Origin of the sequence: Streptomyces sp. NPDC001373, assembly GCF_042895815.1 — a bacterium.
GTDB lineage: Bacteria > Actinomycetota > Actinomycetes > Streptomycetales > Streptomycetaceae > Streptomyces.
In genome coordinates, this window is sequence record NZ_JBIAWQ010000013.1 from 97,822 (window position 1) to 122,916 (window position 25,095).

Annotated in this window: 20 protein-coding genes and 1 tRNA gene; 14 read left to right on the forward strand and 7 right to left on the reverse strand. The window is 72.3% G+C overall.

Annotated elements, in window-relative coordinates:
- Positions 1–58: 58 nt before the first annotated feature.
- The 6 genes from eno (at position 59) to ACFY15_RS26545 (ending at position 7,031) form a co-directional block, all read left to right on the forward strand.
- The gene (eno, locus tag ACFY15_RS26520; protein WP_390690426.1) at positions 59–1,345 is read left to right on the forward strand and encodes a phosphopyruvate hydratase; all 1,287 of its coding nucleotides are present in this window, start codon (positions 59–61) and stop codon (positions 1,343–1,345) included.
- A gap of 90 nt (positions 1,346–1,435) precedes the next feature.
- Positions 1,436–1,924 (forward strand): septum formation initiator family protein, encoded by a 489-nt coding sequence (locus tag ACFY15_RS26525; RefSeq protein WP_390690427.1) that lies wholly within the window; start codon positions 1,436–1,438, stop codon positions 1,922–1,924.
- A gap of 51 nt (positions 1,925–1,975) precedes the next feature.
- Positions 1,976–2,530 carry a DUF501 domain-containing protein gene (locus tag ACFY15_RS26530; RefSeq protein ID WP_390690428.1) on the forward strand — a complete coding sequence of 185 codons (555 nt, stop codon included), beginning with the start codon at positions 1,976–1,978 and terminating at the stop codon, positions 2,528–2,530.
- Positions 2,527–3,468, forward strand: a complete 942-nt coding sequence (locus tag ACFY15_RS26535) for an exopolyphosphatase (RefSeq protein WP_390690429.1) — start codon at positions 2,527–2,529, stop codon at positions 3,466–3,468. Before ACFY15_RS26530 ends, ACFY15_RS26535 begins: the two co-directional genes overlap by 4 nt.
- 570 nt (positions 3,469–4,038) lie before the next feature.
- The gene (locus tag ACFY15_RS26540) at positions 4,039–5,424 is read left to right on the forward strand and encodes an NAD(P)/FAD-dependent oxidoreductase (protein ID WP_042812164.1); all 1,386 of its coding nucleotides are present in this window, start codon (positions 4,039–4,041) and stop codon (positions 5,422–5,424) included.
- Positions 5,425–5,654: 230 nt separating this feature from the next.
- The gene (locus ACFY15_RS26545) at positions 5,655–7,031 is read left to right on the forward strand and encodes a class I SAM-dependent methyltransferase (protein WP_390826155.1); all 1,377 of its coding nucleotides are present in this window, start codon (positions 5,655–5,657) and stop codon (positions 7,029–7,031) included.
- Positions 7,032–7,117: 86 nt separating this feature from the next.
- Here the strand turns inward: ACFY15_RS26545 and ACFY15_RS26550 are convergent, their stop codons facing one another.
- Positions 7,118–9,667, reverse strand: coding sequence for an ABC transporter permease (locus ACFY15_RS26550; protein WP_390690431.1), 2,550 nt, complete (start codon positions 9,665–9,667; stop codon positions 7,118–7,120).
- A 56-nt stretch (positions 9,668–9,723) separates the two neighbouring features.
- Positions 9,724–10,491 (reverse strand): ABC transporter ATP-binding protein, encoded by a 768-nt coding sequence (locus tag ACFY15_RS26555; protein ID WP_366450990.1) that lies wholly within the window; start codon positions 10,489–10,491, stop codon positions 9,724–9,726.
- A gap of 406 nt (positions 10,492–10,897) precedes the next feature.
- On the opposite strand from ACFY15_RS26555, the gene ACFY15_RS26560 reads away from it, so the two are divergent.
- Together ACFY15_RS26560 and ACFY15_RS26565 are read left to right on the forward strand one after the other, a co-directional pair.
- A tRNA-Leu gene (locus ACFY15_RS26560) sits at positions 10,898–10,979 on the forward strand.
- A gap of 166 nt (positions 10,980–11,145) precedes the next feature.
- Positions 11,146–12,000 carry a Bax inhibitor-1/YccA family protein gene (locus ACFY15_RS26565; RefSeq protein ID WP_390690432.1) on the forward strand — a complete coding sequence of 285 codons (855 nt, stop codon included), beginning with the start codon at positions 11,146–11,148 and terminating at the stop codon, positions 11,998–12,000.
- Between the two features lie 98 nt (positions 12,001–12,098).
- Here the strand turns inward: ACFY15_RS26565 and ACFY15_RS26570 are convergent, their stop codons facing one another.
- Positions 12,099–12,329, reverse strand: a complete 231-nt coding sequence (locus tag ACFY15_RS26570; protein ID WP_042812614.1) for a DUF4287 domain-containing protein — start codon at positions 12,327–12,329, stop codon at positions 12,099–12,101.
- Positions 12,330–12,430: 101 nt separating this feature from the next.
- On the opposite strand from ACFY15_RS26570, the gene ACFY15_RS26575 reads away from it, so the two are divergent.
- Entirely contained in the window at positions 12,431–12,775 is a 345-nt protein-coding gene (locus ACFY15_RS26575; RefSeq protein ID WP_390690433.1) for a hypothetical protein, read from the forward strand.
- Here ACFY15_RS26575 and ACFY15_RS26580 read toward each other — a convergent pair.
- From ACFY15_RS26580 to ACFY15_RS26590, 3 genes are all read right to left on the reverse strand, one after another.
- Positions 12,759–13,589, reverse strand: coding sequence for a hypothetical protein (locus tag ACFY15_RS26580; protein ID WP_390690477.1), 831 nt, complete (start codon positions 13,587–13,589; stop codon positions 12,759–12,761). The genes ACFY15_RS26575 and ACFY15_RS26580 overlap by 17 nt on opposite strands.
- 350 nt (positions 13,590–13,939) lie before the next feature.
- Complete coding sequence (locus ACFY15_RS26585) at positions 13,940–15,160, reverse strand: acetyl-CoA C-acetyltransferase (RefSeq protein WP_390690434.1); 1,221 nt, start codon at positions 15,158–15,160, stop codon at positions 13,940–13,942.
- A 152-nt stretch (positions 15,161–15,312) separates the two neighbouring features.
- A complete protein-coding gene (locus ACFY15_RS26590) occupies positions 15,313–16,320 on the reverse strand; it encodes an SGNH/GDSL hydrolase family protein (protein WP_390690435.1) in 1,008 nt (335 codons plus the stop codon).
- Positions 16,321–16,445: 125 nt separating this feature from the next.
- Here ACFY15_RS26590 and ACFY15_RS26595 point away from each other — a divergent pair, with 125 nt between their 5' ends.
- The gene (locus tag ACFY15_RS26595) at positions 16,446–17,831 is read left to right on the forward strand and encodes a cystathionine beta-synthase (RefSeq protein ID WP_390690478.1); all 1,386 of its coding nucleotides are present in this window, start codon (positions 16,446–16,448) and stop codon (positions 17,829–17,831) included.
- A 532-nt stretch (positions 17,832–18,363) separates the two neighbouring features.
- Positions 18,364–19,206 (forward strand): MurR/RpiR family transcriptional regulator, encoded by an 843-nt coding sequence (locus ACFY15_RS26600; protein WP_390690436.1) that lies wholly within the window; start codon positions 18,364–18,366, stop codon positions 19,204–19,206.
- A gap of 28 nt (positions 19,207–19,234) precedes the next feature.
- On the opposite strand, the gene ACFY15_RS26605 is transcribed toward ACFY15_RS26600, so the two are convergent.
- Positions 19,235–20,611 carry a diaminopimelate decarboxylase gene (locus ACFY15_RS26605; RefSeq protein ID WP_390826156.1) on the reverse strand — a complete coding sequence of 459 codons (1,377 nt, stop codon included), beginning with the start codon at positions 20,609–20,611 and terminating at the stop codon, positions 19,235–19,237.
- A gap of 104 nt (positions 20,612–20,715) precedes the next feature.
- Between ACFY15_RS26605 and hutU the strand changes: the two genes are divergently transcribed.
- From hutU to ACFY15_RS26620, 3 genes are all read left to right on the forward strand, one after another.
- Entirely contained in the window at positions 20,716–22,380 is a 1,665-nt protein-coding gene (gene hutU / locus ACFY15_RS26610) for a urocanate hydratase (protein ID WP_390690438.1), read from the forward strand.
- A gap of 125 nt (positions 22,381–22,505) precedes the next feature.
- Positions 22,506–23,696, forward strand: a complete 1,191-nt coding sequence (locus ACFY15_RS26615) for an allantoate amidohydrolase (RefSeq protein WP_390690479.1) — start codon at positions 22,506–22,508, stop codon at positions 23,694–23,696.
- Positions 23,696–25,036 carry a formimidoylglutamate deiminase gene (locus ACFY15_RS26620; protein WP_390690480.1) on the forward strand — a complete coding sequence of 447 codons (1,341 nt, stop codon included), beginning with the start codon at positions 23,696–23,698 and terminating at the stop codon, positions 25,034–25,036. Before ACFY15_RS26615 ends, ACFY15_RS26620 begins: the two co-directional genes overlap by 1 nt.
- Positions 25,037–25,095: the final 59 nt, after the last annotated feature.

Here is a 25,095-nt window from a genome sequence, read left to right on the forward strand (position 1 = left end):
GGCGAGGCCGTCCCAGGCCCCACGCCACCGCACACCCAGCGTCACATCCCAGAAGGAGATGCTCGTGCCGTCCATCGACGTCGTCGTAGCCCGGGAAATCCTGGACTCCCGAGGCAACCCCACGGTCGAGGTCGAGGTGGGCCTCGACGACGGCAGCACCGGCCGTGCTGCCGTTCCGTCCGGCGCCTCCACCGGTGCCTTCGAGGCCATCGAGCTCCGTGACGGTGACCCCAACCGTTACATGGGCAAGGGTGTCGAGAAGGCCGTCCTCGCGGTCATCGAGCAGATCGGCCCGGAGCTCGTCGGTTACGACGCCACCGAGCAGCGCCTGATCGACCAGGCCATGTTCGACCTCGACGCCACCGACAACAAGGGCTCCCTCGGCGCCAACGCCATCCTCGGCGTCTCCCTCGCCGTCGCGCACGCCGCGTCGGAGGCCTCGGACCTCCCGCTCTTCCGCTACCTCGGCGGTCCGAACGCGCACCTGCTGCCCGTTCCGATGATGAACATCCTCAACGGTGGGTCGCACGCCGACTCCAACGTGGACATCCAGGAGTTCATGATCGCCCCCATCGGCGCGGAGTCCTTCTCCGAGGCGCTGCGCTGGGGTGCCGAGGTCTACCACACCCTCAAGAAGGTCCTGCACGCCAAGGGCCTGTCCACCGGCCTGGGCGACGAGGGCGGCTTCGCCCCGAACCTGGAGTCCAACCGCGCCGCGCTCGACCTCATCATCGAGGCCATCAAGCAGGCCGGCTACACCCCGGGCAAGGACATCGCGCTCGCGCTCGACGTCGCCGCGTCCGAGTTCTACAAGGACGGCAAGTACGAGTTCGAGGGCCAGTCCCGCTCGGCCGCCGAGATGACGGACTACTACGCCGAGCTCGTCGAGGCGTACCCGCTCGTCTCCATCGAGGACCCGCTGTTCGAGGACGACTGGGCCGGCTGGAAGACCATCACCGACCGCCTGGGCTCCAAGGTCCAGATCGTCGGCGACGACCTCTTCGTCACCAACCCCGAGCGCCTGGCCCGCGGTATCGAGGAGGGCTCCGCGAACGCCCTGCTCGTCAAGGTGAACCAGATCGGTTCGCTGACCGAGACCCTCGACGCCGTCGAGATGGCCCAGCGCAACGGCTTCAAGTGCATGATGTCCCACCGCTCCGGCGAGACCGAGGACGTCACCATCGCCGACCTCGCCGTCGCGGTGAACTGCGGCCAGATCAAGACCGGCGCCCCGGCCCGCTCGGACCGCGTCGCCAAGTACAACCAGCTGCTGCGCATCGAGGAGATCCTCGACGACGCCGCGGTGTACGCCGGGCGCAGCGCCTTCCCGCGCTTCAAGGGCTGAGTCCTCGCCTGGCCTCCCTACGTCCCCGCACTCGGTCCCGTACCGTGTGCGGGGACGTATTGCGTAGCGCGCACCAGGGGAGGCGGATCAATGGCCGGGAACCGGGATCGGTTCTCCACCTTCTCCACGGCGACCAGGCTCCGGCAGCTCGGCGAGCGGACCGCGGCCCACGTCTACCGCTCGCAGTCCCGCCGGCAGGTGCGCCGCAGCCGGCTCACCGGCCGGGCGGCGCTGCTGGTGCTCGTCCTCTGTACGCTGGTCGTCGCCCTCGCGTATCCGATGCGCCAGTACGTGTCCCAGCGCTCGGAGATCGCGGAACAGCAGCGGGCGGCCGCCACCGCGCGCAAGCGCCTCGAACAGCTCCGCGACGAGAAGGCGCGCTGGCAGGACCCCGCCTACGCGGAGCAGCAGGCGCGCAGGCACCTGCACTTCCTGCGCCCGGGGGAGGTCGGCTACATCATGACCGACCCCGGGGCCGCGGCCGCGGAGCACCGCCGCGGAGGCCAGGGCGGGTCCGACCGCCCCTGGTACTCCAACGTCTGGGACGGCGTCGACAAGGCCGACCGCCCCGGCGACTGAACCACCCTCAAGACCGTCACGTACGAACGAACGAAGAGACTTCCTCCAGGCATGCAGACGCCCCCGCCCCAGACCGACCGGACCGAGCCGACCGACGCCGACATCGAGGCGTTCCAGCAGCAGCTCGGCCGCCCGCCCCGCGGGCTGCGCGCCATCGCGCACCGCTGCCCCTGCGGCCAGCCGGACGTCGTCGAGACGGCCCCGCGCCTCCCCGACGGCACCCCCTTCCCGACGCTGTACTACCTCACCTGCCCGCGCGCGGCCTCCGCGATCGGCACGCTGGAGGCCAACGGCGTGATGAAGGAGATGCAGGCCCGCCTGGCCGAGGACCCGGAGCTCGCCGCCGCGTACCGCAGGGCGCACGAGGACTACATCGAGCGCCGCGACGCCATCGAGGTGCTCCAGGGCTTCCCCAGCGCCGGCGGCATGCCGGACCGGGTGAAGTGCCTGCACGTGCTGGTCGGCCACTCGCTGGCGGCCGGCCCCGGGGTGAACCCGTTCGGTGACGAGGCCCTGGCGATGCTGCCGGAGTGGTGGGCCAAGGGCGCCTGCGTCACCCCGTGCGGGGAGAAGAAGGACGCGGAGCAGCAGGAGGAGTCCGCATGACCCGGGTCGCGGGCATCGACTGCGGTACGAACTCCATCCGCCTCCTCGTCGCCGACTGCGACCCGGCCACCGGCGAGCTGGTCGAGCTCGACCGCCGGATGACCATCGTCCGGCTGGGCCAGGGCGTGGACCGGACCGGCCGGCTGGCCCCGGAGGCGCTGGAGCGCACCTTCGCGGCCTGCCGCGAGTACGCCGCGGTGATCAAGGAGCTGGGTGCGGAGCGGATCCGTTTCGTGGCCACCTCCGCCTCGCGCGACGCGGAGAACCGCGAGGACTTCGTCCGGGGCGTGCTGGACATCCTGGGCGTGGAGCCCGAGGTGATCTCCGGCGAGCAGGAGGCGGAGTTCTCCTTCACCGGCGCCACCAAGGAGCTGACCGGCACCGCGCACCTGGAGAAGCCGTTCCTGGTGGTGGACATCGGCGGCGGCTCGACGGAGTTCGTCGTGGGCGAGGAGCACGTGCGCGCCGCCCGCTCGGTCGACGTGGGCTGCGTCCGGATGACCGAGCGCCACCTGGTGGTGGACGGCGAGGTCACCGACCCGCCGAACGCCGCGCAGATCGCCGCCATGCGCGCCGACATCGAGGCGGCCCTGGACGTGGCCGCCGCCACGGTCCCGCTGGGCGAGGCGCGCACCCTGGTGGGCCTGGCGGGCTCGGTGACCACGGTCGCCGCGATCGCCCTGGGTCTGGAGCGGTACGAGTCCGAGCGGATCCACCACTCCCGGATCTCCTACGAGCAGGTCCGCGAGATCAGCGGGCGGATGCTGACTGCGACCCACGCCGAGCGCGCGGCGATCCCGGTGATGCACCCGGGCCGGGTCGACGTGATCGGCGCCGGCGCCCTCGTCCTCCTCGCGATCATGGAGCGCACCGGCGCCACCGAGGTCGTGGTCTCCGAGCACGACATCCTGGACGGCATCGCCTGGTCCGCGGCCTGAGCGGTCCACCGGCGGGGATGTACGCGGGGGCGTCCGGGTCCGGTCCGGGTCCGGACGCCCCCTCCAGCCGTTCGAGGCCGTTTCTGCGGCGGTCGTCGTCCGGGTCTGTGGCCGAATATCGCGTTCCACCCGATGAGTGGCTGGTGGGGCGGGTGAGCACGCCCGGTGCGGGAGCAGTGCGAGGGCAGTGCGAGGGCTCCCGGGAGGCCGAAAGGGCCCTCCTGCGCACCAGGTTCGTGAAGTTCTTCACAAGGAAAAAGGGCCACCGGCGTCAACAAGAGGGCCCTTCGAGGGGTTCTTGAGGGTCGCAGGGCCGTTTCAGCACCTGTTTGTGCGATGCGCGGACGCCACGGGTTTCGTATCAGAGGTAAGGACGAAACCCAGTGGTCCAGTCCGGTTGAGGCCTTGGAGGCCAGTTCAGGGCGGGTGAACAACGAATCCCGTTACACCGTGGTTCCCGTTGCGTGCCATGATCTGGGTCACGCGGGGCGCGCAGTGTAGCAGAGGTCTCCCAGCTCCTTGTGAAGGGGCTCACGAGCATCACCCCTTGGGGTGCTGGATACTCATCTCATGAGCACCACGGAGCGTCCCAGGATCCTCGTTGTAGGAGGTGGGTACGTAGGCCTGTACGCAGCCAAGCGCATCATGAAGAAGATGCGCTACGGCGAGGCGACCGTCACGGTCGTCGACCCGCGCTCGTACATGACCTACCAGCCCTTCCTCCCCGAAGTGGCCGCAGGCAGCATCTCGCCTCGGCACGTCGTCGTCCCGCTGCGACGCGTGCTGCCCAAGGCTGAGGTTCTCACCGGCCGGGTCACCACCATCGACCAGGACCGCAAGGTCGCCGTCGTCACGCCGCTCGTCGGCGAGGCGTACGAGCTGCCCTTCGACTACCTGGTGATCGCGCTCGGCGCCGTCTCGCGCACCTTCCCGATCCCCGGCCTGGCCGAACAGGGCATCGGCATGAAGGGCGTCGAGGAGGGCATCGGCCTGCGCAACCACGTCCTCGAGCAGCTCGACAAGGCGGAGTCCACGACGGACGAGAACGTCCGCCGCAAGGCCCTCACCTTCGTCTTCGTCGGCGGCGGCTTCGCCGGCGCCGAGACGATCGGCGAGGTCGAGGACATGGCCCGCGACGCCGCGAAGTACTACTCCACGATCAAGCGCGAGGACATGCGCTTCATCCTGGTCGACGCGGCCGACAAGATCCTTCCCGAGGTCGGGCCCAAGCTCGGCACCTGGGGCAAGGAGCACCTCGAGTCGCGCGGCATCGAGATCTACCTCAACACGTCCATGGACTCCTGCGTGGACGGCCACGTGGTGCTGAAGAACGGCCTCGAGGTCGACTCCAACACCATCGTGTGGACCGCGGGCGTCAAGCCGAACCCGGCGCTGGCCCGCTACGGCCTGCCGCTCGGCCCGCGCGGCCACGTGGACACCGCCCCGACCCTCCAGGTCCAGGGCACCGACTACATCTGGGCCGCCGGCGACAACGCCCAGGTCCCGGACGTCGCCTCCCGCAAGGCCGGCGTCGAGAACGCCTGGTGCCCGCCGAACGCCCAGCACGCGCTGCGCCAGGCGAAGGTCCTCGGCGACAACGTGGTCTCCGGCATGCGGGGCTTCCCGCAGAAGGAGTACGAGCACTCCAACAAGGGTGCGGTGGCGGGCCTCGGCCTCCACAAGGGCGTGGCGATGATCGTCATGGGCAAGATGAAGATCAAGCTCAAGGGCCGTCTCGCCTGGTACATGCACCGTGGCTACCACGGCATGGCCATGCCGACCTGGAACCGCAAGATCCGCGTCTTCGCGGACTGGACCCTCGGCATGTTCCTCAAGCGCGAGGTCGTCGCCCTCGGCGCCCTGGAGACCCCGCGCGAGGAGTTCTACGAGGCCGCCAAGCCGGCGCCGGCCCCGGCCGCCGCCGCTGCCCCGGCCGCGAAGGCCAAGGCCTCCTGACCCGGAGCACTCCGCCGGGATCCTGAGCACGACCCCGAAGGGGCCGCCCGCCATCCGTGGTGCGGGCGGCCCCTTCGGCGTGCCCGGGCCCGGTCGCGAGCCCCCGCGCGGGCTCCGGCGCACGGCCCGGTCAAGGGGCGCTCAAGGTGCGGTCCAGGTGTGATTCGGCGGAGAATGGCCCTGTTCGGATATGGGTAGCCGGTTGGTCGGAACACCTTGGAGGTGCCTCGATGACCGACGCCGCGCCGCGGCTGGCAGCCCTTGCCGAAACCCTGCTGGGCGCCCCCCTGCCCGTCCGCATACGGGCCTGGGACGGCAGCGAGGCCGGCCCCGCCGCCGGCCCCGCCCTCGTCCTCAACAACCGGCGCGCCCTGCGCCACATGCTGTGGAAGCCCGGCGAGTTGGGCCTCGCCCGCGCCTGGGTGTCCGGTGACCTCGGCATCGAGGGCGACCTGTTCGAGATGCTGGACAAGGTGGCCGGCCTGGTCTGGGAGCGGGAGCCCGCCGCCGCTCCCGCCCGCCGCCCCCGCACGGGCCTGGCCAAACTCGCCGCGCTCCGCCCCCAGCCGGCCGCGCGCGCCTCGGGCGCCGCCGGCACCGCCGCGCTGCTGCGCGACCCGGCGGCCCGGGCCGCGGTACGGGAGCTCGTGGTGCTGTCCCGTCCGTGGACCCGGCCCGCGCCGCCCCCGGAGGAGGCCGTCCGCCAGGGCGGGTTGCGCCACTCCAGGAGCCGCGACCGCCACGCCATCAGCCACCACTACGACGTGGGCAACGCCTTCTACGAGCGGGTCCTGGGCCCCTCGATGGTCTACTCGTGCGCCTACTGGACCGGGGACGGCACGCTGGAGGACGCCCAGCGGGACAAGCTCGACCTGGTGTGCCGCAAGCTCGACCTCAAGCCCGGCCAGCGCCTCCTCGACGTCGGCTGCGGCTGGGGCTCCATGGCCCTGCACGCCGCTCGCGAGTACGGGGTCCGGGTCACCGGCATCACGCTCTCCCGCGAGCAGGCCGCGTACGCCCGCAAGCGGATCGCCGAGGAGGGCCTGACCGACCGGATCGAGATCCGCGTGCAGGACTACCGGGACGTCAAGGACGCCCCGTACGACGCGATTTCCTCGATCGGCATGGCCGAGCACGTCGGCTCCGAGCGCTACCGCGAGTACGCGGGCATCCTGCACGCGCTGCTGGCCCCCGGCGGCCGTCTGCTCAACCACCAGATCGGCCGACCTCCGGAGCCCGACGAAGCGGCGTACGAGATCGACGAGTTCATAGACGCCTACGTCTTCCCCGACGGCGAGCTCTCCCCGGTGGGCTCCACCGTCGGCGAGTTGGAGAAGGCCGGCTTCGAGGTCCGCGACGTGGAGGCGCTGCGCGAGCACTACGCGCTGACCCTGCGGGCCTGGGTGGCGCGGCTGGAGGAGCACTGGGACGAGGCCGTGCGGCTCACCTCGCCCGGCCGGGCCCGGGTCTGGCTGCTCTACATGGCGGCCTCCGCGCTGGGCTTCGAGCACGCCCGCCTCGGGGTCAACCAGATCCTGGCCGTCAAGCCGGGCGGCCGCGGGCTCTCGGGGATGCCGCTGCGCTCCCGGGTCTGGGGCGGCGCGTAGCCCCGTACGCCCCTCCGGGCGGGAACGGGAAGGGTCCCGGGGCGTGTCGCCCCGGGACCCTTCCCGTGTCGCCGTCCGCTCCCGGCCTACTCGGTCTTGATGGCGGTCAGCATGTTCAGCCGGGCGGCGCTGCGCGCCGGCCACATGGCGGCCAGGACGCCCACGACGGCGGCCAGCAGGATGAAGACGCCGAGGCGGCCGTAGGGGAGGACCAGCTCGTAGTTCGGCACCGACTTGGCGACGGTGGTGCCCACGGCCCAGGCCAGGAAGAGGCCGATGCCCATGCCGAGGACCGCGCCGAAGAGCGAGATCACCACGGACTCCAGGCGGATCATGTTCTTGACCCGGCTGCGGTCGAGGCCGATCGCCCGCAGCATGCCGATCTCCTGGGTCCGTTCGAAGACGGACATCGCCAGGGTGTTGACCACGCCGAGCACCGAGATGATCAGGGCCATGCCGAGCAGGCCGTACATGACGTTCAGCATCGTGTTGATGATGCCGCCCATCTCGTTGCGCATGTCCTGCTGGGTGGCGACGGTCATCGCCGGGTTCTTGCCGAGGGCGTCGATCACGGCCTGCTGGCCCGCCTTGGAGTCGCCGGCGGTGGCGTTGACGTAGACCTCGCGGACGTACTGCTGGTCGGTGTGCGCGCTCAGGACCTTGTTGTCCATGACGTACGGGGACAGCAGGCCCTCGAGGTCCTTGTAGACGGCGCCGATCTTGAGGTCGGTCTTCTGCCCGTCCTCGAACCGGGCCTGGAGCGTGGAGCCGACGGTGAGGTTCTGCTTCTTCGCGGTGCTCTCGGCGACCGCGATCCCGCCCTTGCCGAGGCTGCCCAGGGAGCCGGCCGTGACCTCGATGTTCAGCAGCTCGCCGATGGTGGCCGGGTTGACGCCGGACACGGAGCGGAAGCTGTCGCCGACCTTGAAGTAGCCGTCGGCCTGCGGGGAGACCGCCTTGATGCCGGGGGCCTTGGCCAGGGTCTCGGCCACGGACTTGTCCAGGCCGCCGATGCCGCCGGCCATGGAGACCTTGTAGTCGGCCTTCAGCTTGTCGGTGCTCATCCGGTCGACGGCGGTGCCCATGGTGACTCCGAGCACCGACAGGGTGGTGACCAGGGTGAGGCCGATGGCCAGGGAGGCGGCGGTGACGGCGGTGCGGCGGGGGTTGCGCACGGCGTTCTGCGCGGCCAGCTTGCCGGGGATGCCGAACACCTTGTGCAGGAGCGGGCGGACGGCGCCGATGACCGGACGCGACAGCAGCGGCAGCAGAACGATCATGCCGATGAGCATCAGGCCCGCGCCGCCGCCGATGACCATGCGGCCGTCGCCGCCCATGGACACGCCGAGGAAGACCACGCCGATGCCCGCGAGGCTGATGAGCGAGCCGAGGACGTTGCGCACGACCAGGGACTTCGCGGAGGCCGGGAGGTGGGCGCTGCCCATGGCGGCGACGGGGGCGATCCGCCCGGTGCGCCAGGCCGGCAGCAGTGCGGCGACGGTGGTGACGACGACGCCGATGAGCAGGGCGGCGACGATCGTGCCCGGGGCGATGACGAGGTCGCCGGCCGGGATCTTGGCGCCGATGGATTCCATCAGGGAGCGCATGCCGACGGCCAGGCCGATGCCGGCGGCCAGGCCGATGGCGGCGGAGGTGGCGCCGATGACCAGGGCCTCGGCGAGGACCGAGCGCATGACCTGGCCGCGCTTGGCGCCGACGGCGCGCAGCAGGGCCAGTTCCCTGGTGCGCTGGGTGACCAGCATGGTGAAGGTGTTGTAGATCAGGAAGACGCCGACGAACAGGGAGATGCCGGCGAAGGCGAGCAGCATGGTGCTGAAGCTGCTCATCTGCTTCTCGATGTCCTTGGCCTGCTGGGCGGCGAGTTCCTTGCCGGTCTGGGCCTTGGTGTGCTTGGCGTCGAGCAGCGGCCTGATGTCGGCGAGCAGCTGGTCGGCGGAGGTGCCGGCCTTGGCGGTGACGGCGAGCTCGTCGTAGAAGCCGGGCTGGAGGTAGAGCTCCTGGGCGACCTTGGTGTCGAAGAGGACCAGGCTGCCGCCGGCGTTGACGGCGCCGTCCTCGGTGGTGAAGACGCCGGTGAGGGTGAACTCCCTGACCGGGCCGTTGGTGGCGACGCGGACCTTGTCGCCGACCTTGTAGCCGCCCTTGGCCGCGGACTCCTTGTCGAGGGCGATCTGGTCGTCCTTGGCCGGGCCGGCGCCGTCGGTGAACGTGTAGCGGGGGTCCTTGCCGTCCTTGACGGGGACGTGGTTGGAGCCCTTGTTGGCCCAGCCGGAGCCGATCAGCCTGCCGTTCTCGTCGCCCACGCCGGCGAAGCCGGAGACGCGGCCGGAGACGGTGTCGACGCCCTTGACGGCCCTGACCTTCTCCAGGGTCTGCTGGCTGATGCCGGGCTCGCCCTCCTTCGCGCCGTCGTCGGTGCGGGAGGGGCCCTCCGAGGTGACGGAGACGGCTATGCCGTCGTAGCTCTTGGCGGACTGGCCGGAGAGGGCCTTGCCGAGGGTGTCGGTGAAGACGAGGGTGCCGGAGACGAAGGCGACGCCGAGGGTGACGGCGAGGACCGTCATCAGCAGCCTGGCCTTGTGCGCGAGGACGTTGCGCAGGGCGGTACGGAACATGGGGTTATCAGTCCTGGGCTGGAAGTCTGTTCGTGGCTGCGGTGGTCAGTGACCGATCAGCTGGTGCGGCCCTTGGCGTCGAAGGCCTTCATCCGGTCGAACACGCCGTCGGCGGTCGGCGCGTGCATCTCGTCGACGATGCGGCCGTCGGCGAGGAAGATGACGCGGTCCGCGTAGGAGGCGGCGACCGCGTCGTGGGTGACCATCACGACGGTCTGGCCGAGCTCGCGCACCGAGTTGCGCAGGAAGCCGAGGACCTCGGCGCCGGAGCGGGAGTCGAGGTTTCCGGTGGGCTCGTCGCCGAAGATGATCTCGGGGCGGGCGGCCAGGGCGCGGGCGACGGCCACGCGCTGCTGCTGGCCGCCGGAGAGCTGCGTGGGGCGGTGGGAGAGGCGGCCGGAGAGGCCGACCATGTCCACCACGGTGTCGAGCCACTGCTTGTCCGCCTTGCGGCCGGCGATGTCCATGGGGAGCGTGATGTTCTCCAGGGCCGTCAGGGTCGGCAGCAGGTTGAACGCCTGGAAGATGAAGCCGATCTTGTCGCGGCGCAGCTGGGTCAGCTGCTTGTCCTTGAGGCTGCCGAGCTCGGTGTCGCCGATGCGGACCGAGCCGCTGGAGAAGGTGTCCAGGCCGGCGACGCAGTGCATCAGGGTCGACTTGCCGGAGCCGGAGGGGCCCATGATCGCGGTGAACTGGCCCCGGCCGAAGTCCACGGAGACGTTGTCCAGCGCGACCACCTGGGTCTCGCCCTGACCGTACACCTTGGAGAGCTGCGTGGCACGGGCGGCCACGGCCTGGGCGGTGTGCTGCGGGGCGTAGTTCATGGCGGTCACGGGGACTCCTGTCGAGCGGATCTGCTGCGCGGTGGCGGGACCCTTCCATCCTCACCGCGCGCTTACCCCCGGGGGATCAGCCGAGGTGCCCGTTCGACGGCCCACTCGAGTCTGACCAGGGGGGTGGTCGTCTCCTCCTCTGGTATGACGGGAGCTCTGGGGGCGGGCTGGTGGGGCGGGGTGGCCCGGGGTGGCGTGGGGCAGCGAAATCACGTCATTCCCGGGGCGGGGCACGGTGTCGTCCCCAGTGCGGCCCACCGTGACTTATCGCTCCTGACGCCCACTCAATCACCAATAAAATCAGACAACATCGGATAGACGTGCCGCTGACGGGCGGGGTGTTGCGGATAGGCTCACCGCAGCGTTCAAGGCTTTACCACAAGGCCCACTGCGCCCTGCCCGGATGGTGGAATGCAGACACGGCGAGCTTAAACCTCGCTGGCCCTCGGGCCGTGCCGGTTCAAGTCCGGCTCCGGGCACTTCCGCAGCCGCGCCGCGCTCCCGTCACGCCGCCCGGGTCCCTTCGTTCGTCCCCGGCGCTTCGCCGCGCCTTCTCCTAAGATCCTCCTCCAGCAGTAGAGTGCTTTCTTTGCGAACGCATTACCCTTGACGCAAGGCCGCGCCCGGTGGCCATGGAGGAGTGAGATGAGGAGCAGTAACCCGGTCTTCTCGCGACGGGGGTTCAGCCGCGACAACGGCGGCTACGCGGGCTTCGACGCGGCTTACGCGCAGGCCGGGACCGCGACCAACCCGTACGCGACGAATCCTTACGCCATCGACCCGAACACGGGCATGCCGGCGGCGCCGGCCCGCGGCACGACGATGACCATCGACGACGTCGTGAGCCGTACGGCCATGGCGCTCGGCACCCTGATCGTCACCGCGACCATCGCCTGGCTCGCCCTGCCGGTCGACCCGGCGAACCTGGGCAAGTCCTACGGCATCGGTGTGGGCGCGGCGCTCGTCGCCTTCGTCCTCGTGATGGTCCAGAGCTTCAAGCGCAAGCCGTCCCCGGCGGTCATCCTGGCCTACGCGGCGTTCGAGGGCTTCTTCCTCGGCGTCATCTCCGCGGCGACCAGCTACTACCTCAGCGCCGGGGTGGTCATCCAGGCCGTGCTCGGCACGATGTGCGTCTTCGCCGCCGTCCTGGTGGCGTACAAGATGCGCTGGATCCGTGTCACCCGCCGCTTCACCGGCTTCGTGATGGCCGCGGCCCTGGGCTTCGTCCTGCTGATGCTGGCGAACATGCTGTTCATGCTGTTCGGCGGCGGCGACGGCCTCGGCTTCCGCAGCGGCCCGCTCGGCATCGTCTTCGGCATCGTCGGCGTGGTCCTCGGCGCCTGCTTCCTCGCCATGGACTTCAAGCAGGTCGAGGACGGCGTGACCTACGGCGCCCCGCGCGAGGAGGCGTGGCTGGCGGCCTTCGGCCTCACCATGACCCTGGTGTGGATCTACCTGGAGCTGCTGCGCCTGTTCCAGATCCTCTCCGGCGACGACTAGCCGTATGGTCGGTAGCAGGCAGGACGGGGAAGGCCCCGCGAGCGTCGCTCGCGGGGCCTTCCCGCATCTCGGGGGTGTGTGGAGAAGGGGGCCGGGGTTCAGCCGAACCGGCGGGCCGCTCTGCGCAGCCCGTACTCGTGGACGATCGCCTTCGCCTGGCCGTGCGACAGCTCGTGCGCGCCGAGCAGCCAGTTGACCTTCTCCTCGAACCGGAGGAGGGAGGGGCCCTCGTCGACGGTTCGGAGCCAGTCGGAGATCTCACGACCGGTGGTCTGGGGAATTCTGTCGATCATGTTGCGGTGGGTCTGTTCGGAGAACTCAACGGACATGGGCGCCTCCGGGGGTATCGCCGTACTGTTCCCTTCACTGCACCGTGCCGGAGAGTTCGCCCGTTGGCAATGGTGCCCGGGCGGCGCGTAAGGTCGGCCGGGTGCTCGATACCTCGCCCCTGACGGCCGCCGTGGAACGTTTCGCCGACCGGCTGCGGGCCGCCCCGCAGAGCCGGCTCCAGCGCGGGGCCGCCGCAGAGGCCCTGGAGCTGGCCCGTGAGCTGGCCGCGGCGGCGCAGCGGCTGGAGGACCCCTCGGGGTCGGCTCCGGCCCGCCTGATGCCCGACGAGGGCGTGTTCGTCGTCGGGGACCAGCTGGCGGTGGCCGGGCTGGACCTGGCCGAGGCGCTGCGCACCGCGGGCCCCGGCAGCGCGAAGGCCCCGTCCGAGATGCTGGACGAGGCCGTGGCGCTGGTGGAGCGGGTGGAAGTCAGAGCGATGCGATGACCCGGTCCGCGAGGATGTAGACGTTGCTGTCGGGGTCCTCGGAGTCGCCGCAGGAGAAGGTCAGCGCGTAGGCGCCGGAGATGCCCGAGCCGCCCAGCAGGACCGGGGCCGTGCCCGAGCGCAGGGCCTCGGCGAGGCGCTCCGCCGTCTCCCGGTGTCCCGGGGTCATGCACAGCGTGGTGCCGTCCGTGAAGACGTACACGTCGAGGGTGCCCAGCGGGCCCGGGCGGACGTCCGCGAGGGCCGTACGGGCCTCCGCGAGCTCCTCCAGGCGGCTGACGGTGCGCTCGTGGTCGGCGCCGGGGTGCGGCTGGACCGGGACGAAGTCGGGGTGCGAGGGGTGGCGCCGGCGGGCCGCGGCCAGCTCGGCCGAGTCCTCCGGGTACTCGTCGGCGAGGTCGTCGCCCAGGACCGGCTCCAGGCCGACCAGGTCCGCCTGCCGGGGCAGGAAGACGGGGCCGTCCTCGCCGAGCCCGGTCAGCCCGCCCAGCAGGGAGGTAGGGGTCTCCCCCGCGAAGCGAGGGGAGGCGTCGGCGGCGTCGCGGGCCTCCTGCGCGGCCCAGAAGGCCCGCGCCTCGGCCAGTTCGCGCTCGCGCTCCTCGGCGAGGGCGGCGGCCACGGCGGCTCGTATCTCGGCGGCGGGGGACTCGGCGGCGCTGCGGGCGTGCGGGACGCTCGCGCCGCGGGCGTGGGCCGGCAGGGCGAGCTCAGCGCGCAGGGCCGTGACCTGCTTGCGCAGTTCGTGGACGGTGTGCAGCGCAGCAGCGCCCACGGCCGTGGCAGCGGCCGTGGTCAGCAGCAGGGCAAGAGACATGGCGCTCACTGACTAACTCCTGATTGATTCGATCCCCCGACTTCCTACATCAGCTTGTCCTGTGCTGGGAATGGCGTGCAGTGCATTACGTCATGAATTGGACAGGTCTTTCGTCCTGGAGGCCCTGGGGGGATGACGTCTGACCTGGGCAAATACCGATCCCCCAGGACAAAGGTCACATCCTGGGGGAGATTCGGTCACAGGTCGGCCGCGACGGGATTAGACCTGATGTCAGTACACCGTATGGATCTAGAGGATCCCTTGCGGCGGCTGGGGGCCCGGCTGGAGCAGTGCCGAACCCCTCACTCTGCGCTGTGTCGCGTACGTCTCAGCCGCGGCGCGCCTCCGGCTCAGCTCAGGCGCTCGATGACCATGGCCATGCCCTGGCCGCCGCCCACGCACATGGTCTCCAGACCGAACTGCTTGTCGTGGAACTGGAGGCTGTTGATCAGAGTGCCGGTGATCCGGGCACCGGTCATCCCGAACGGGTGACCGACGGCGATGGCCCCGCCGTTGACGTTCAGCTTCTCCAGGGGGATCTCCAGGTCCCGGCAGGACGGGATGACCTGCGCGGCGAACGCCTCGTTGATCTCGAACAGGTCGATGTCGCCGACGGTCAGCCCGGCCCGCTTCAGTGCCTGCTTCGAGGCCTCGACCGGTCCCAGGCCCATGATCTCGGGGGAGAGGGCGGTCACGCCGGTGGAGACGATCCGGGCCAGCGGGGTCAGGCCCAGCTCCCGCGCCTTGGTGTCGCTCATGATGACCAGGGCGGCGGCGCCGTCGTTCAGCGGGCAGCAGTTGGCCGCCGTGACCAGGCCGTCGGGGCGGAAGACGGGCTTGAGGCCCTCCACGCCCTCCAGGGTGACGCCGGCGCGCGGGCCGTCGTCCTTGCTGACCACCGTGCCGTCCGGGGTGGTGACCGGGGTGATCTCGCGGGCCCAGAAGCCGTTCTTGATGGCCTCCTCGGCGAGGTTCTGCGAGCGCACGCCGAACTCGTCCATGTCCCGGCGGGTCACGCCCTTGAGGCGGGCCAGGTTCTCGGCGGTCTGCCCCATGGCGATGTAGGCGTCGGGGACCAGGCCGTCCGCGCGCGGGTCGTGCCAGTCGCTGCCCTCGCTCTGCGCGACGGCGGCCGTACGGGCCTCGGCGTCCGCGAAGAACGGGTTGTGGGTGTCCGGCAGGCCGTCGGAGGAGCCCTTCGCGAACCGCGACACGGTCTCGACGCCGGCCGAGATGAAGACGTCGCCCTCGCCGGCCTTGATGGCGTGCAGCGCCATGCGGGAGGTCTGCAGGGAGGAGGAGCAGTAACGGGTGATCGTGGTGCCGGGCAGGTAGTCCATGCCCATCTGCACGGCGACGATGCGGGCCAGGTTGTGGCCCTGCTCCCCGCCGGGCAGGCCGCAGCCGAGCATCAGGTCGTCGATCTCGCGCGGGTCCAGCCCCGGGACCTTGGCGAGGGCGGCCTGGATGACCGTGGCGGTCAGGTCGTCCGGCCGGACGTCCTTCAGCGACCCCTTGCCGGCGCGCCCGATGGGGGAGCGGGCGGTGGAAACGATGACGGCTTCGGGCATCGGGACTCCAAGGGGTGTGCGTGCGTCGTTGCGGGACCGCAAGCGAAGTTACCGCCCCGTACGGTCGGGGTCACCGGGGCGGGCGTGTGATGCCCGTCGCTCCGGGGTGTCCTCCTCCCCGGCGCCGGGGAGGAGGAAACGCCCGCCCCGCGTCAGGAGGGCGTCGGGGACGACGGTTCCGCGACGGCGTCCGCCGGGAGGCGGCGGCGCCGCCGGTGCTTGAGCAGGGCCCACGGGCCGCGGCCCGCCGTGACCTCCGTGCCCGGCTCGCCCGCCGCCGCGGACGCGGCCTGCGCCACCGGCAGCATGTCCTCGTTGCGCGACACGTCCAGGCGGTCCGACTCCGGCCACACCCCCAGCGCCGCGCACAGCGTCGGCAGGACGGCCATCGCCGCCGTCGCGTAGCCCTCCGCGGAGGGGTGGTAGGAGTCCGGGCCGAACATCTCCCGGGGGTTCGCCGCGAACTCCGGGCCCAGCATGTCCCCCATCGAGACCGTCCGCGCCCCCAGCGCGACCACCCCGATGGTCTGCGCGGCCGCCAGCTGCCGCGAGACCCGCCGGGCCATCCAGCGCAGCGGCTGGTACACCGGCTCGATCGTGCCCAGGTCGGGACAGGTGCCGACCACCACCTCCGACCCGGCCAGCCGCAGCCGCCGTACGGCGGCGGTCAGCAGCCGCACCGACTGCGTCAGCGGCATCCGCCGGGTCACGTCGTTCGCCCCGATCATGATCACGGACACGTGCGGCGCCGGCCGGTCCCCGTCCAGCAGCAGCGACACCTGGCGGTCCAGGTCGTCCGACTTCGCCCCCGACAGGGCCACGTTCCGCAGCTCCACCGGCCGCTCCGCCACCGCCGCCAGGCCCGACGCCAGCAGCGCCCCCGGCGTCTGGCGGGCCCGCCGCACACCCAGCCCGGCCGCGGTCGAGTCGCCCAGCATCGCCATGCGCAGCGGCCCCGGGCTCAGCTCCGGCCCGCCGAACTCGCCCCCGTACAGACCGTCCGCGCGCGGCGGGTCCGGCAGGCCCGTCCCCACCGTCCGCTTGGCGAACTGGACCTCCGCCAGCACCAGCCCCACCGCGGCCACTCCGACCAGCCCGAGTCCGCCCCCGCCGTACGCTGCCCCCGCCGCGATCCGGCGGGCCGTTCTCGCCCTGGACACCTCTCAGGCCACCTCCTCGGTCGTGTTGACCTTCCTGCCCCGTACTGCCGGTCGGCCAATCCCTTTCCGCATACTCTGGCCGGACCTCCCGGAGAACCCGTGGAGTCCCCTTCTTGGAGAACATGGTGCAATTCCACGACTCGATGATCAGCCTCGTCGGCAACACCCCGCTGGTGAAGCTCAACCGCGTGACCGAAGGCCTGCAGGCCACCGTGCTTGCCAAGGTCGAGTACTTCAACCCCGGCGGTTCCGTGAAGGACCGCATCGCCGTCCGGATGATCGAGGCCGCCGAGCAGAGCGGTGCCCTCAAGCCGGGTGGCACCATCGTGGAGCCGACCAGCGGCAACACGGGCGTCGGACTCGCCATCGTGGCCCAGCAGAAGGGCTACAAGTGCATCTTCGTCTGCCCTGACAAGGTGTCCCTCGACAAGATCAACGTGCTGCGCGCGTACGGCGCCGAGGTCGTGGTCTGCCCGACCGCCGTCGACCCCGAGCACCCGGACTCGTACTACAACGTCTCCGACCGCCTCGTCCGCGAGACCCCGGGGGCCTGGAAGCCGGACCAGTACAGCAACCCGAACAACCCCCGTTCGCACTACGAGACCACCGGCCCCGAGCTGTGGGAGCAGACGGAGGGGAAGATCACCCACTTCGTCGCCGGCGTCGGCACGGGCGGCACGATCTCCGGTACGGGCAACTACCTCAAGGAGGTGTCCGGTGGGAAGGTCAAGGTCATCGGCGCCGACCCCGAGGGCTCCGTCTACTCCGGCGGCAGCGGCCGCCCGTACCTCGTCGAGGGTGTCGGCGAGGACTTCTGGCCGACCGCCTACGACCCGAACGTGACCGACGAGATCATCGCGGTGTCCGACAAGGACTCCTTCCAGATGACCCGCCGGCTCGCCAAGGAGGAGGGCCTGCTGGTCGGCGGCTCCTGCGGCATGGCGGTCGTCGCCGCGCTGCGCGTCGCCGAGGGCCTGGGCCCGGACGACGTGGTCGTCGTGCTGCTGCCGGACAGCGGCCGCGGCTACCTCAGCAAGATCTTCTCGGACGAGTGGATGGCCGGTCACGGCTTCCTGGAGGAGGCCGGTCCGGCCGCGCGCATCGGCGCCGTCCTCGCGGACAAGGAGGGCGGCATCCCGTCGCTCGTCCACATGCACCCCGAGGAGACGGTCGGCCAGGCCATCGAGGTCCTGCGCGAGTACGGCGTCTCCCAGATGCCGATCGTCAAGCCGGGCGCCGGCCACCCGGACGTCATGGCCGCCGAGGTCATCGGCTCGGTCGTGGAGAAGGAGCTGCTGGGTGCCCTCTTCGCCGGGCGCGCCTCGCTGGGCGACCCGCTCGAGAAGCACATGAGCGCGCCGCTGCCGCAGGTCGGTTCCGGCGAGCCGGTCTCCGAACTGATGTCCGTGCTCGGCGAGGCCGACGCGGCCATCGTCCTGGTCGAGGGCAAGCCGACCGGTGTGGTGAGCCGTCAGGACCTGCTCGCCTTCCTGGCGAAGAACGCCAAGTAGGCCGGGGCGCGCCGGGGCCGGGGCCCGTGCGTGGCCGGTCCCGGCCCTTGGCGCAAACGGTACGGTCCCGACACGTGGCGGCAGCACCCGCTTAACACGGCACCGGCACAGTGGTCCTGTCGGCGGGGCAGTCCGGGAGACCGGGCCCCGGCCGGCGCCACATGCGGCGTCAGCGCACCTCCGGAGCGGCTCCCGGAGCGCGCCGGCGCCCCAGGACGCGGACGGCCCTGACCCGGCCCGTGTCCCCGGCGGGGCCGCCGCCGTCCCGCCCCCCGGTCCGACCCGGGGGTGCGGCGGCCCCGCCGACCCCTTCCTCGCGCCGGCCCCTTCCTCGCGCCGACCCCTTCCTCGCGCCGGCCCCTTCCTCCGGCCGGTGCCTTCCTCCGGCCGGTCCCGGCCGTGCGGCGGCCCGCCCGGGACCCCTCCGCGCGGTGGCTCCCCTTCCCCATCACGGGCACCGGCTTGCCGAGCTGCATAACCACATGCAGAGTGCACCCTGACTGAATATCTCGCTCGGACGGAGGGGACGGCGATGAGCGACAGCCCGGCCGCACGGCTGCAGAAGCTCTTCGAGGGGCACCGGCTGACGCCGACCCAGCGGCGGATCGCGCACTGCATGGTGCGCGGCGCGGCGGAGGTGCCCTTCCTGTCGAGCGTGGAACTCGCCGAGCTGGCCGGGGTGAGCCAGCCGTCGGTGACCCGCTTCGCCGTGGCCCTGGGCTTCGACGGCTATCCCGCGCTGCGGCGCCACCTGCGCGAGGTGGCCCCGGCCGAGCCGCCGCGGGCGGCGCGCGAGGAGTCGTACAACGAGTACCAGCAGGCCGTCGCGGGCGAGATCGAGAACCTGCGGCGGCTGGCGACGATGCTCGCGGACCCGGCGCCGGTGGAGGAGGCTGGCCGGCTGCTCGCCGGGTCGTCCCCGCTGCCGGTGCTGGGGCTGCGGGCGGCGTCGTCGCAGGCGCGCGGGTTCGCGTACTTCGCCGCCAAGGTGCACCCGGACGTGCGGCTCCTCGACGAGGGCGGCTCGATGCTCGCCGACCGGATCGACGCGGCGGCCGCCGCCGGGGCCTCGGCGCTGCTGTGCTTCGCCCTGCCCCGCCACCCGCGCGAGGTGGTGGAGGCCCTGGAGCACGCCCGGGCGGCCGGGCTGAGGACGGTGACGGTGGCCGACTCGGCGTTCGCGCCCGTCGCCCGGTACTCGGATCTGCTGATCCCGGCGCCGGTCGGCACCGGGCTGGCCTTCGACACGGCGTGCGCGCCGATGCTGCTGGGCCGGGTGCTGCTGGAGGCCATGGCGGACGCGCTGCCGGACGCGCAGGCCCGGCTGGAGTCCTTCGACGCCCGGGCCGCGGCGCGCGGCCTGTTCGTGGAGTGACCCCGGGCCGTCCGGCCCGCCGCACAGGCTAAGGATCAGGCTGGAGCAGCGCGTCCCGGAAGGCGCCGCCCGCCTCCGCCACCAGCTGTGCGGTCGTCTGCGCCGGGCGGGCCCGGCTGAAGCGGACGCGGCCCTCCGCGTCGGCGGCGAAGCCGTGGACGGAGGGGCGCAGCAGGCTGTTGTAGCCGTAGTGGGCGGTGAAGAAGTACGCGCCGGTGTCCGGTACGGCGATCAGGTCGCCCGGGGCCAGTTCGGGCAGCTCCCGGGCGGTGGCCAGGAGGTCCCCGGCGAAGCAGGCCGGGCCCGCGACGTCCTGGGCCACGGGGGCGCCCGTCTTCGGGGCGCCCTTCGCGTCGTACGCGAGGACCCGCAGCGGCCAGGCCGCGGGGGCGTAGACCGTACGGGTGGCCACCTGCACGCCGGCGTGGGTGAGGGCGATCGGGCGGCCGCCGGTGGCCTTGGTGTACTCGACGCGGGCCAGCACGGTGCCGTGCTTGGCCAGCAGCGACCGGCCGAACTCGGTGACCAGCCCGTACGAGCCGTCGAACAGGGCCGGGACGGCCCCGCGCAGGGCGGCGGCGTACTCCGCGTACGTCGGGGTCTCCTCGTCCGAGGCGAAGTTCACCGGCAGGCCGCCGCCGATGTCGAGGGTGTCGACCTGGCGGCGCCCGGCGGCGGCGTTGATCTCCTCGGCCAGGGTGTGCAGCTCCCGCACGCCCTGGGCGATCAGCGCCAGCGGCAGGCCCTGTGAGCCCGAGTGGGTGTGCAGCCGGGTGAGCCAGGGCCGGTCCAGGCAGGCCCGTACGAGCCGCTCGCGGGCGCCCGGGTCGCGCAGGCCGATGCCGAACTTCGCGGTGGCGGTGGCGGTGGAGAGGGCGTCGATGGCGCCGGCGCCGGTCTGGGTGTTGATCCGCACGCCGAGCGGGGAGCGGGTCGGGGCCGCCGCGACCAGGACGTCGAGCCGCTCCAGCTCCTGGTGGTTGTCGGCGTTGACGGCGATCCCGAGGGCCAGGGCCTCGCGCAGTTCCCCGGCGGTCTTGGCGGGCGAGTCCAGCACCGTCCGCTCCGCCGGGATCCCGGCCGCCCGGGCCAGCGCCAGTTCGCCGGGGCTGGCCACCTCGCAGCCCAGGCCGCACTCGGCGAGCAGGCGCAGGACGGGCACCAGCGGGGCGGCCTTGGCCGCGAAGGCGTGCAGCACAGGTGTCCCCGGGGCCGTCACAGCGGCGAAGGCGCCGGTCAGGGCGGCGGCGGAGGCCCGGATCCCGGCGGTGTCCAGCAGGCAGACCAGCGGCTCGGAGTCCAGCAGCCCCTGCTCCACGGCGGCCCGCACGGCCCGGTCGCGGCGCCCGGCGGCGTCCCGTGCGGCGGCGTCCCGGTGCGCGGCTTCGTCCCGTAAGGCGTCCATGGCGCCATCCCATCATCCGGCGGACTCGCGCGCAGCTGTTGACTGGATCTATTCAAGGAGTCAGGATGTGAATAGATTGACCAACATTCGGAGGAGGCACCGCCATGTCAGGACCCCGCCCCGTACGGGCCGCGCGAGGCACCGAGCTCAGCACCCTGGGATGGCAGCAGGAGGCCGCCCTCCGCATGCTGCAGAACAACCTCGACCCCGAGGTCGCCGAGCACCCCGACAAGCTCGTCGTCTACGGCGGCACCGGCAAGGCGGCGCGCGACTGGCGCTCCTTCGACGCGATGGTCCGCACCCTGCAGACCCTCAAGCAGGACGAGACCATGCTCGTCCAGTCCGGCCGCCCGGTCGGCGTGATGCAGACCCACGAGTGGGCGCCGCGCGTCCTGCTCGCCAACTCCAACCTGGTCGGCGACTGGGCCAACTGGGAGGAGTTCCGCCGCCTGGAGCACCTCGGCCTGACCATGTACGGCCAGATGACGGCCGGCTCCTGGATCTACATCGGCACCCAGGGCATCCTCCAGGGCACCTACGAGACCTTCGCCGCCGTCGCCGCGAAGAAGTTCGGCGGCACCCTGGCCGGCACCATCACCCTCACCGCCGGCCTCGGCGGCATGGGCGGCGCCCAGCCGCTCGCCGTGACGATGAACGACGGCGTCGCCATCTGCATCGACGTCGACCCGCGCGCCATCGAGCGCCGCATCGAGCACCGCTACCTGGACGTGAAGGCCGACAACCCGGCCCACGCCCTCCGGCTGGCCGTCGAGGCCCGCGACGCCCGCCGCCCGCTCTCCATCGGCCTCCTCGGCAACGCCGCCGAGCTGCTCCCGCAGATGCTGGCCGAGGGCGCCCCGATCGACATCGTGACGGACCAGACCTCCGCCCACGACCCGCTCTCCTACCTCCCCGTGGGCGTCGACTTCGACGACATGGCGGCGTACGCGGCCAAGGACCCGGCCGGCTTCACCACCCGCGCCCGCGAGTCCATGGCCAGGCACGTCGAGGCCATGGTGGGCTTCATGGACGCCGGCGCCGAGGTCTTCGACTACGGCAACTCCATCCGCGGCGAGGCCCAGCTGGCCGGCTACGACCGCGCCTTCGCCTTCCCCGGCTTCGTCCCCGCCTACATCCGCCCGCTCTTCTGCGAGGGCAAGGGGCCCTTCCGCTGGGCGGCCCTGTCCGGCGAGGCCTCGGACATCGCCAAGACCGACAAGGCGATGCTGGAGCTCTTCCCGGAGAACGAGTCCCTGCACCGCTGGATCAAGATGGCCGGCGAGCGGGTCCACTTCCAGGGCCTGCCGGCGCGCATCTGCTGGCTCGGCTACGGCGAGCGCGACAAGGCGGGCGAGCGCTTCAACGAGATGGTCGCCGACGGCACCCTCGCCGCCCCGCTGGCCATCGGCCGCGACCACCTCGACTGCGGTTCGGTGGCCTCTCCGTACCGCGAGACCGAGGCCATGCTCGACGGCTCCGACGCGATCGCCGACTGGCCGCTGCTCAACGCCATGGTCAACGTCGCCTCCGGCGCCTCCTGGGTCTCGATCCACCACGGTGGCGGCGTCGGCATGGGCCGCTCGATCCACGCGGGCCAGGTCACCGTCGCCGACGGCACCAGGCTCGCGGGCGAGAAGATCCGCCGCGTCCTCACCAACGACCCCGGCATGGGCGTCATCCGGCACGTCGACGCCGGCTACGACATCGCCGAGACGGTCGCCGACGAGCGCGGCGTCCGCGTCCCCATGCGCGAGGGTGACCAGGCGTGACCCCCTCCGGCACCACCGGCGCGGACGAGGCGTCCCGGGGCTCGGCCCCGGGCGCCCGCCCCGCCGCCCCCGCAACTGCCCCCGCCGCCCCGCGCGGCGGGGGCGGTCCCGCCTCGTTCCACGCCATGTGGGACGAACTGCGCCCCATCGGCCGGCACGCCGACAGCGGCGGCTACCGCCGCTTCGCGTGGACCGGGGCCGACGCCGACTGCCGGGCCTGGTTCCGGGCCCAGGCCGAGTCCCGCGGGCTCACCTACGAGGTCGACCGCAACGGCAACCAGTGGGCCTGGCTCGGCGACCCCCTGGCCGGCGACGCCGTCGTCACCGGCTCCCACCTGGACTCCGTCCCCGACGGCGGCGCCTTCGACGGCCCCCTCGGCGTGGTCTCCTCCTTCGCCGCTCTGGACGAGCTCCGCGCCCGCGGCGCGGCCCTCACCCGCCCCCTCGCCCTCACCAACTTCGGCGACGAGGAGGGCGCCCGCTTCGGCCTGGCCTGCGTCGGCTCCCGCCTCGCGGCCGGGCAGCTGACGAAGGAGAAGGCGTACGAGCTCCGCGACGCCGACGGGACCACCCTCCCGCAGGCGATGGAGCGGGCCGGCTACGACCCCGACGCCATCGGCGCCGACCCGGAGCGGCTCGCCCGCATCGGCGCCTTCGTCGAGCTGCACGTGGAACAGGGCCGCGCCCTGGACCTCTCCGGCGACCGGGTCGGCATCGCCTCCGCGATCTGGCCGCACGGCCGCTGGCGCTTCGACTTCCACGGCGAGGCCAACCACGCCGGCACCACCCGCCTCGTCGACCGCCGCGACCCGATGCTCACGTACGCGGCGACCGTCCTGGCCGCCCGTCAGGAGGCCGCCCTCGCCGGCGCCGTCGCCACCTTCGGCAAGATCTCCGTCGAGCCCAACGGGGTCAACGCCATCCCCTCCCTCGTGCGCGGCTGGCTCGACTCCCGGGCCGCCGACCAGGCCACCCTCGACACGGTCGTCACCGCCGTCGAGAAGGCCGCCCGCGAGCACGCCGACCGCGACGGCATCGACCTCGACGTCGTCCGGGAGTCCTTCACCCCGGTCGTCGAGTTCGAGCACGCCCTGCGCGACGAGCTGAACCGGATCCTGGGCGGGGCCGTCCCCGTCCTCGGCACCGGGGCCGGACACGACGCCGGAATCCTCTCCGCCGCCGTCCCGACCGCGATGCTGTTCGTACGCAACCCCACCGGCGTCTCCCACTCCCCGCGGGAGTTCGCCGCCGAGGACGACTGCACGGCCGGAGTCCTCGCCCTCGCCGACGTACTGGAAGGTCTGGCGTGTCGTTGATCGCGCAGAAGACGTACTGGCTGGAGCACGCCTGGCTCGGCGACCGCGTCGAGCCCGGCGTGGTCCTCGGCGTGTCCGCCGACGGCCGCATCGCCGAGCTGCGCACCGGGGCGGACGCCCCGCCGCCCGGCGCGCAGGTGCTGCGCGGCCTGACGATCCCGGGCCTGGCCAACGCGCACTCCCACGCCTTCCACCGGGCGCTGCGCTCCACCGTCCAGGTCGGCTCGGGCACCTTCTGGACCTGGCGCGAGGTCATGTACGGCGTCGCCCAGAACCTCACCCCCGACACCTACTTCGACCTCGCGCGGGCCGTGTACGCGGAGATGGCGCTGGCCGGCATCACGAACGTCGGCGAGTTCCACTACGTCCACCACGCCCCCGGCGGCGCCGCGTACGCCGACCCCAACGCGATGGGCGAGGCGCTGATCGAGGCGGCCGCGGCTGCCGGCATCCGCATCACCCTCCTCGACACCGCCTACCTGGCCGCGGGCTTCGGCGAGGCCCCCAACGCGCACCAGCTGCGCTTCTCCGACGGCACCGCCGAAGCCTGGGCCGAGCGGGTCTCCGAGCTGAAGCCCCGCGAGCACGCGCTGATCGGCGCGGCCGTCCACTCCGTACGGGCCGTCCCGGCCGGCCAGCTGGCCACCGTCGCGGCCTGGGCGCAGCAGCGGCAGGCCCCGCTGCACGTGCACCTGTCGGAGCAGACGGCGGAGAACGACGCCTGTCTCGCGGCGCACGGCCGCACCCCGACGCAGCTGCTCGCCGACCACGGCGTGCTGGGCCCCGGCACCACCGGCGTCCACAACACGCACCTGACGGACGAGGACATCGCCCTGCTCGGCGGCACCACCACCGGCACCTGCATGTGCCCGACCACCGAACGCGACCTCGCCGACGGCATCGGCCCGGCCGTCCCGCTCCAGCGCGCGGGCAGCCCGCTGTCCCTGGGCAGCGACAGCCACGCGGTGATCGACCTGCTGGAGGAGGCGCGGGCGATGGAGCTCGACGAGCGCCTGCGCAGCCGTACCCGGGGGCACTGGACGGCGAACGCCCTGCTGACGGCCGCCACCGCCGACGGCCACGCCTCCCTGGGCCGCCCCGACGCGGGCCGCCTGAAGGAGGGCGCCCTCGCGGACTTCACCACCATCGCCCTGGACACCGTCCGCACGGCGGGCCCGCTGCCGCGGCTCGGCGCCGAGACGGCGGTCTTCGCGGCCTCGGCCGCCGACATCCGCCACACGGTGGTGGGCGGCCGCCACGTGGTCCGCGACGGCGTCCACACGCTGGTCGGGGACGTGGCAGGGGCCCTGTCCGACGCGATCGCCGCCGTCCGGGGCTGACGCCCCCGGCTCCGTACGGGCGCCGCCTGCCCGTCGCCTCGAACGCCGGCGGGGCCGAC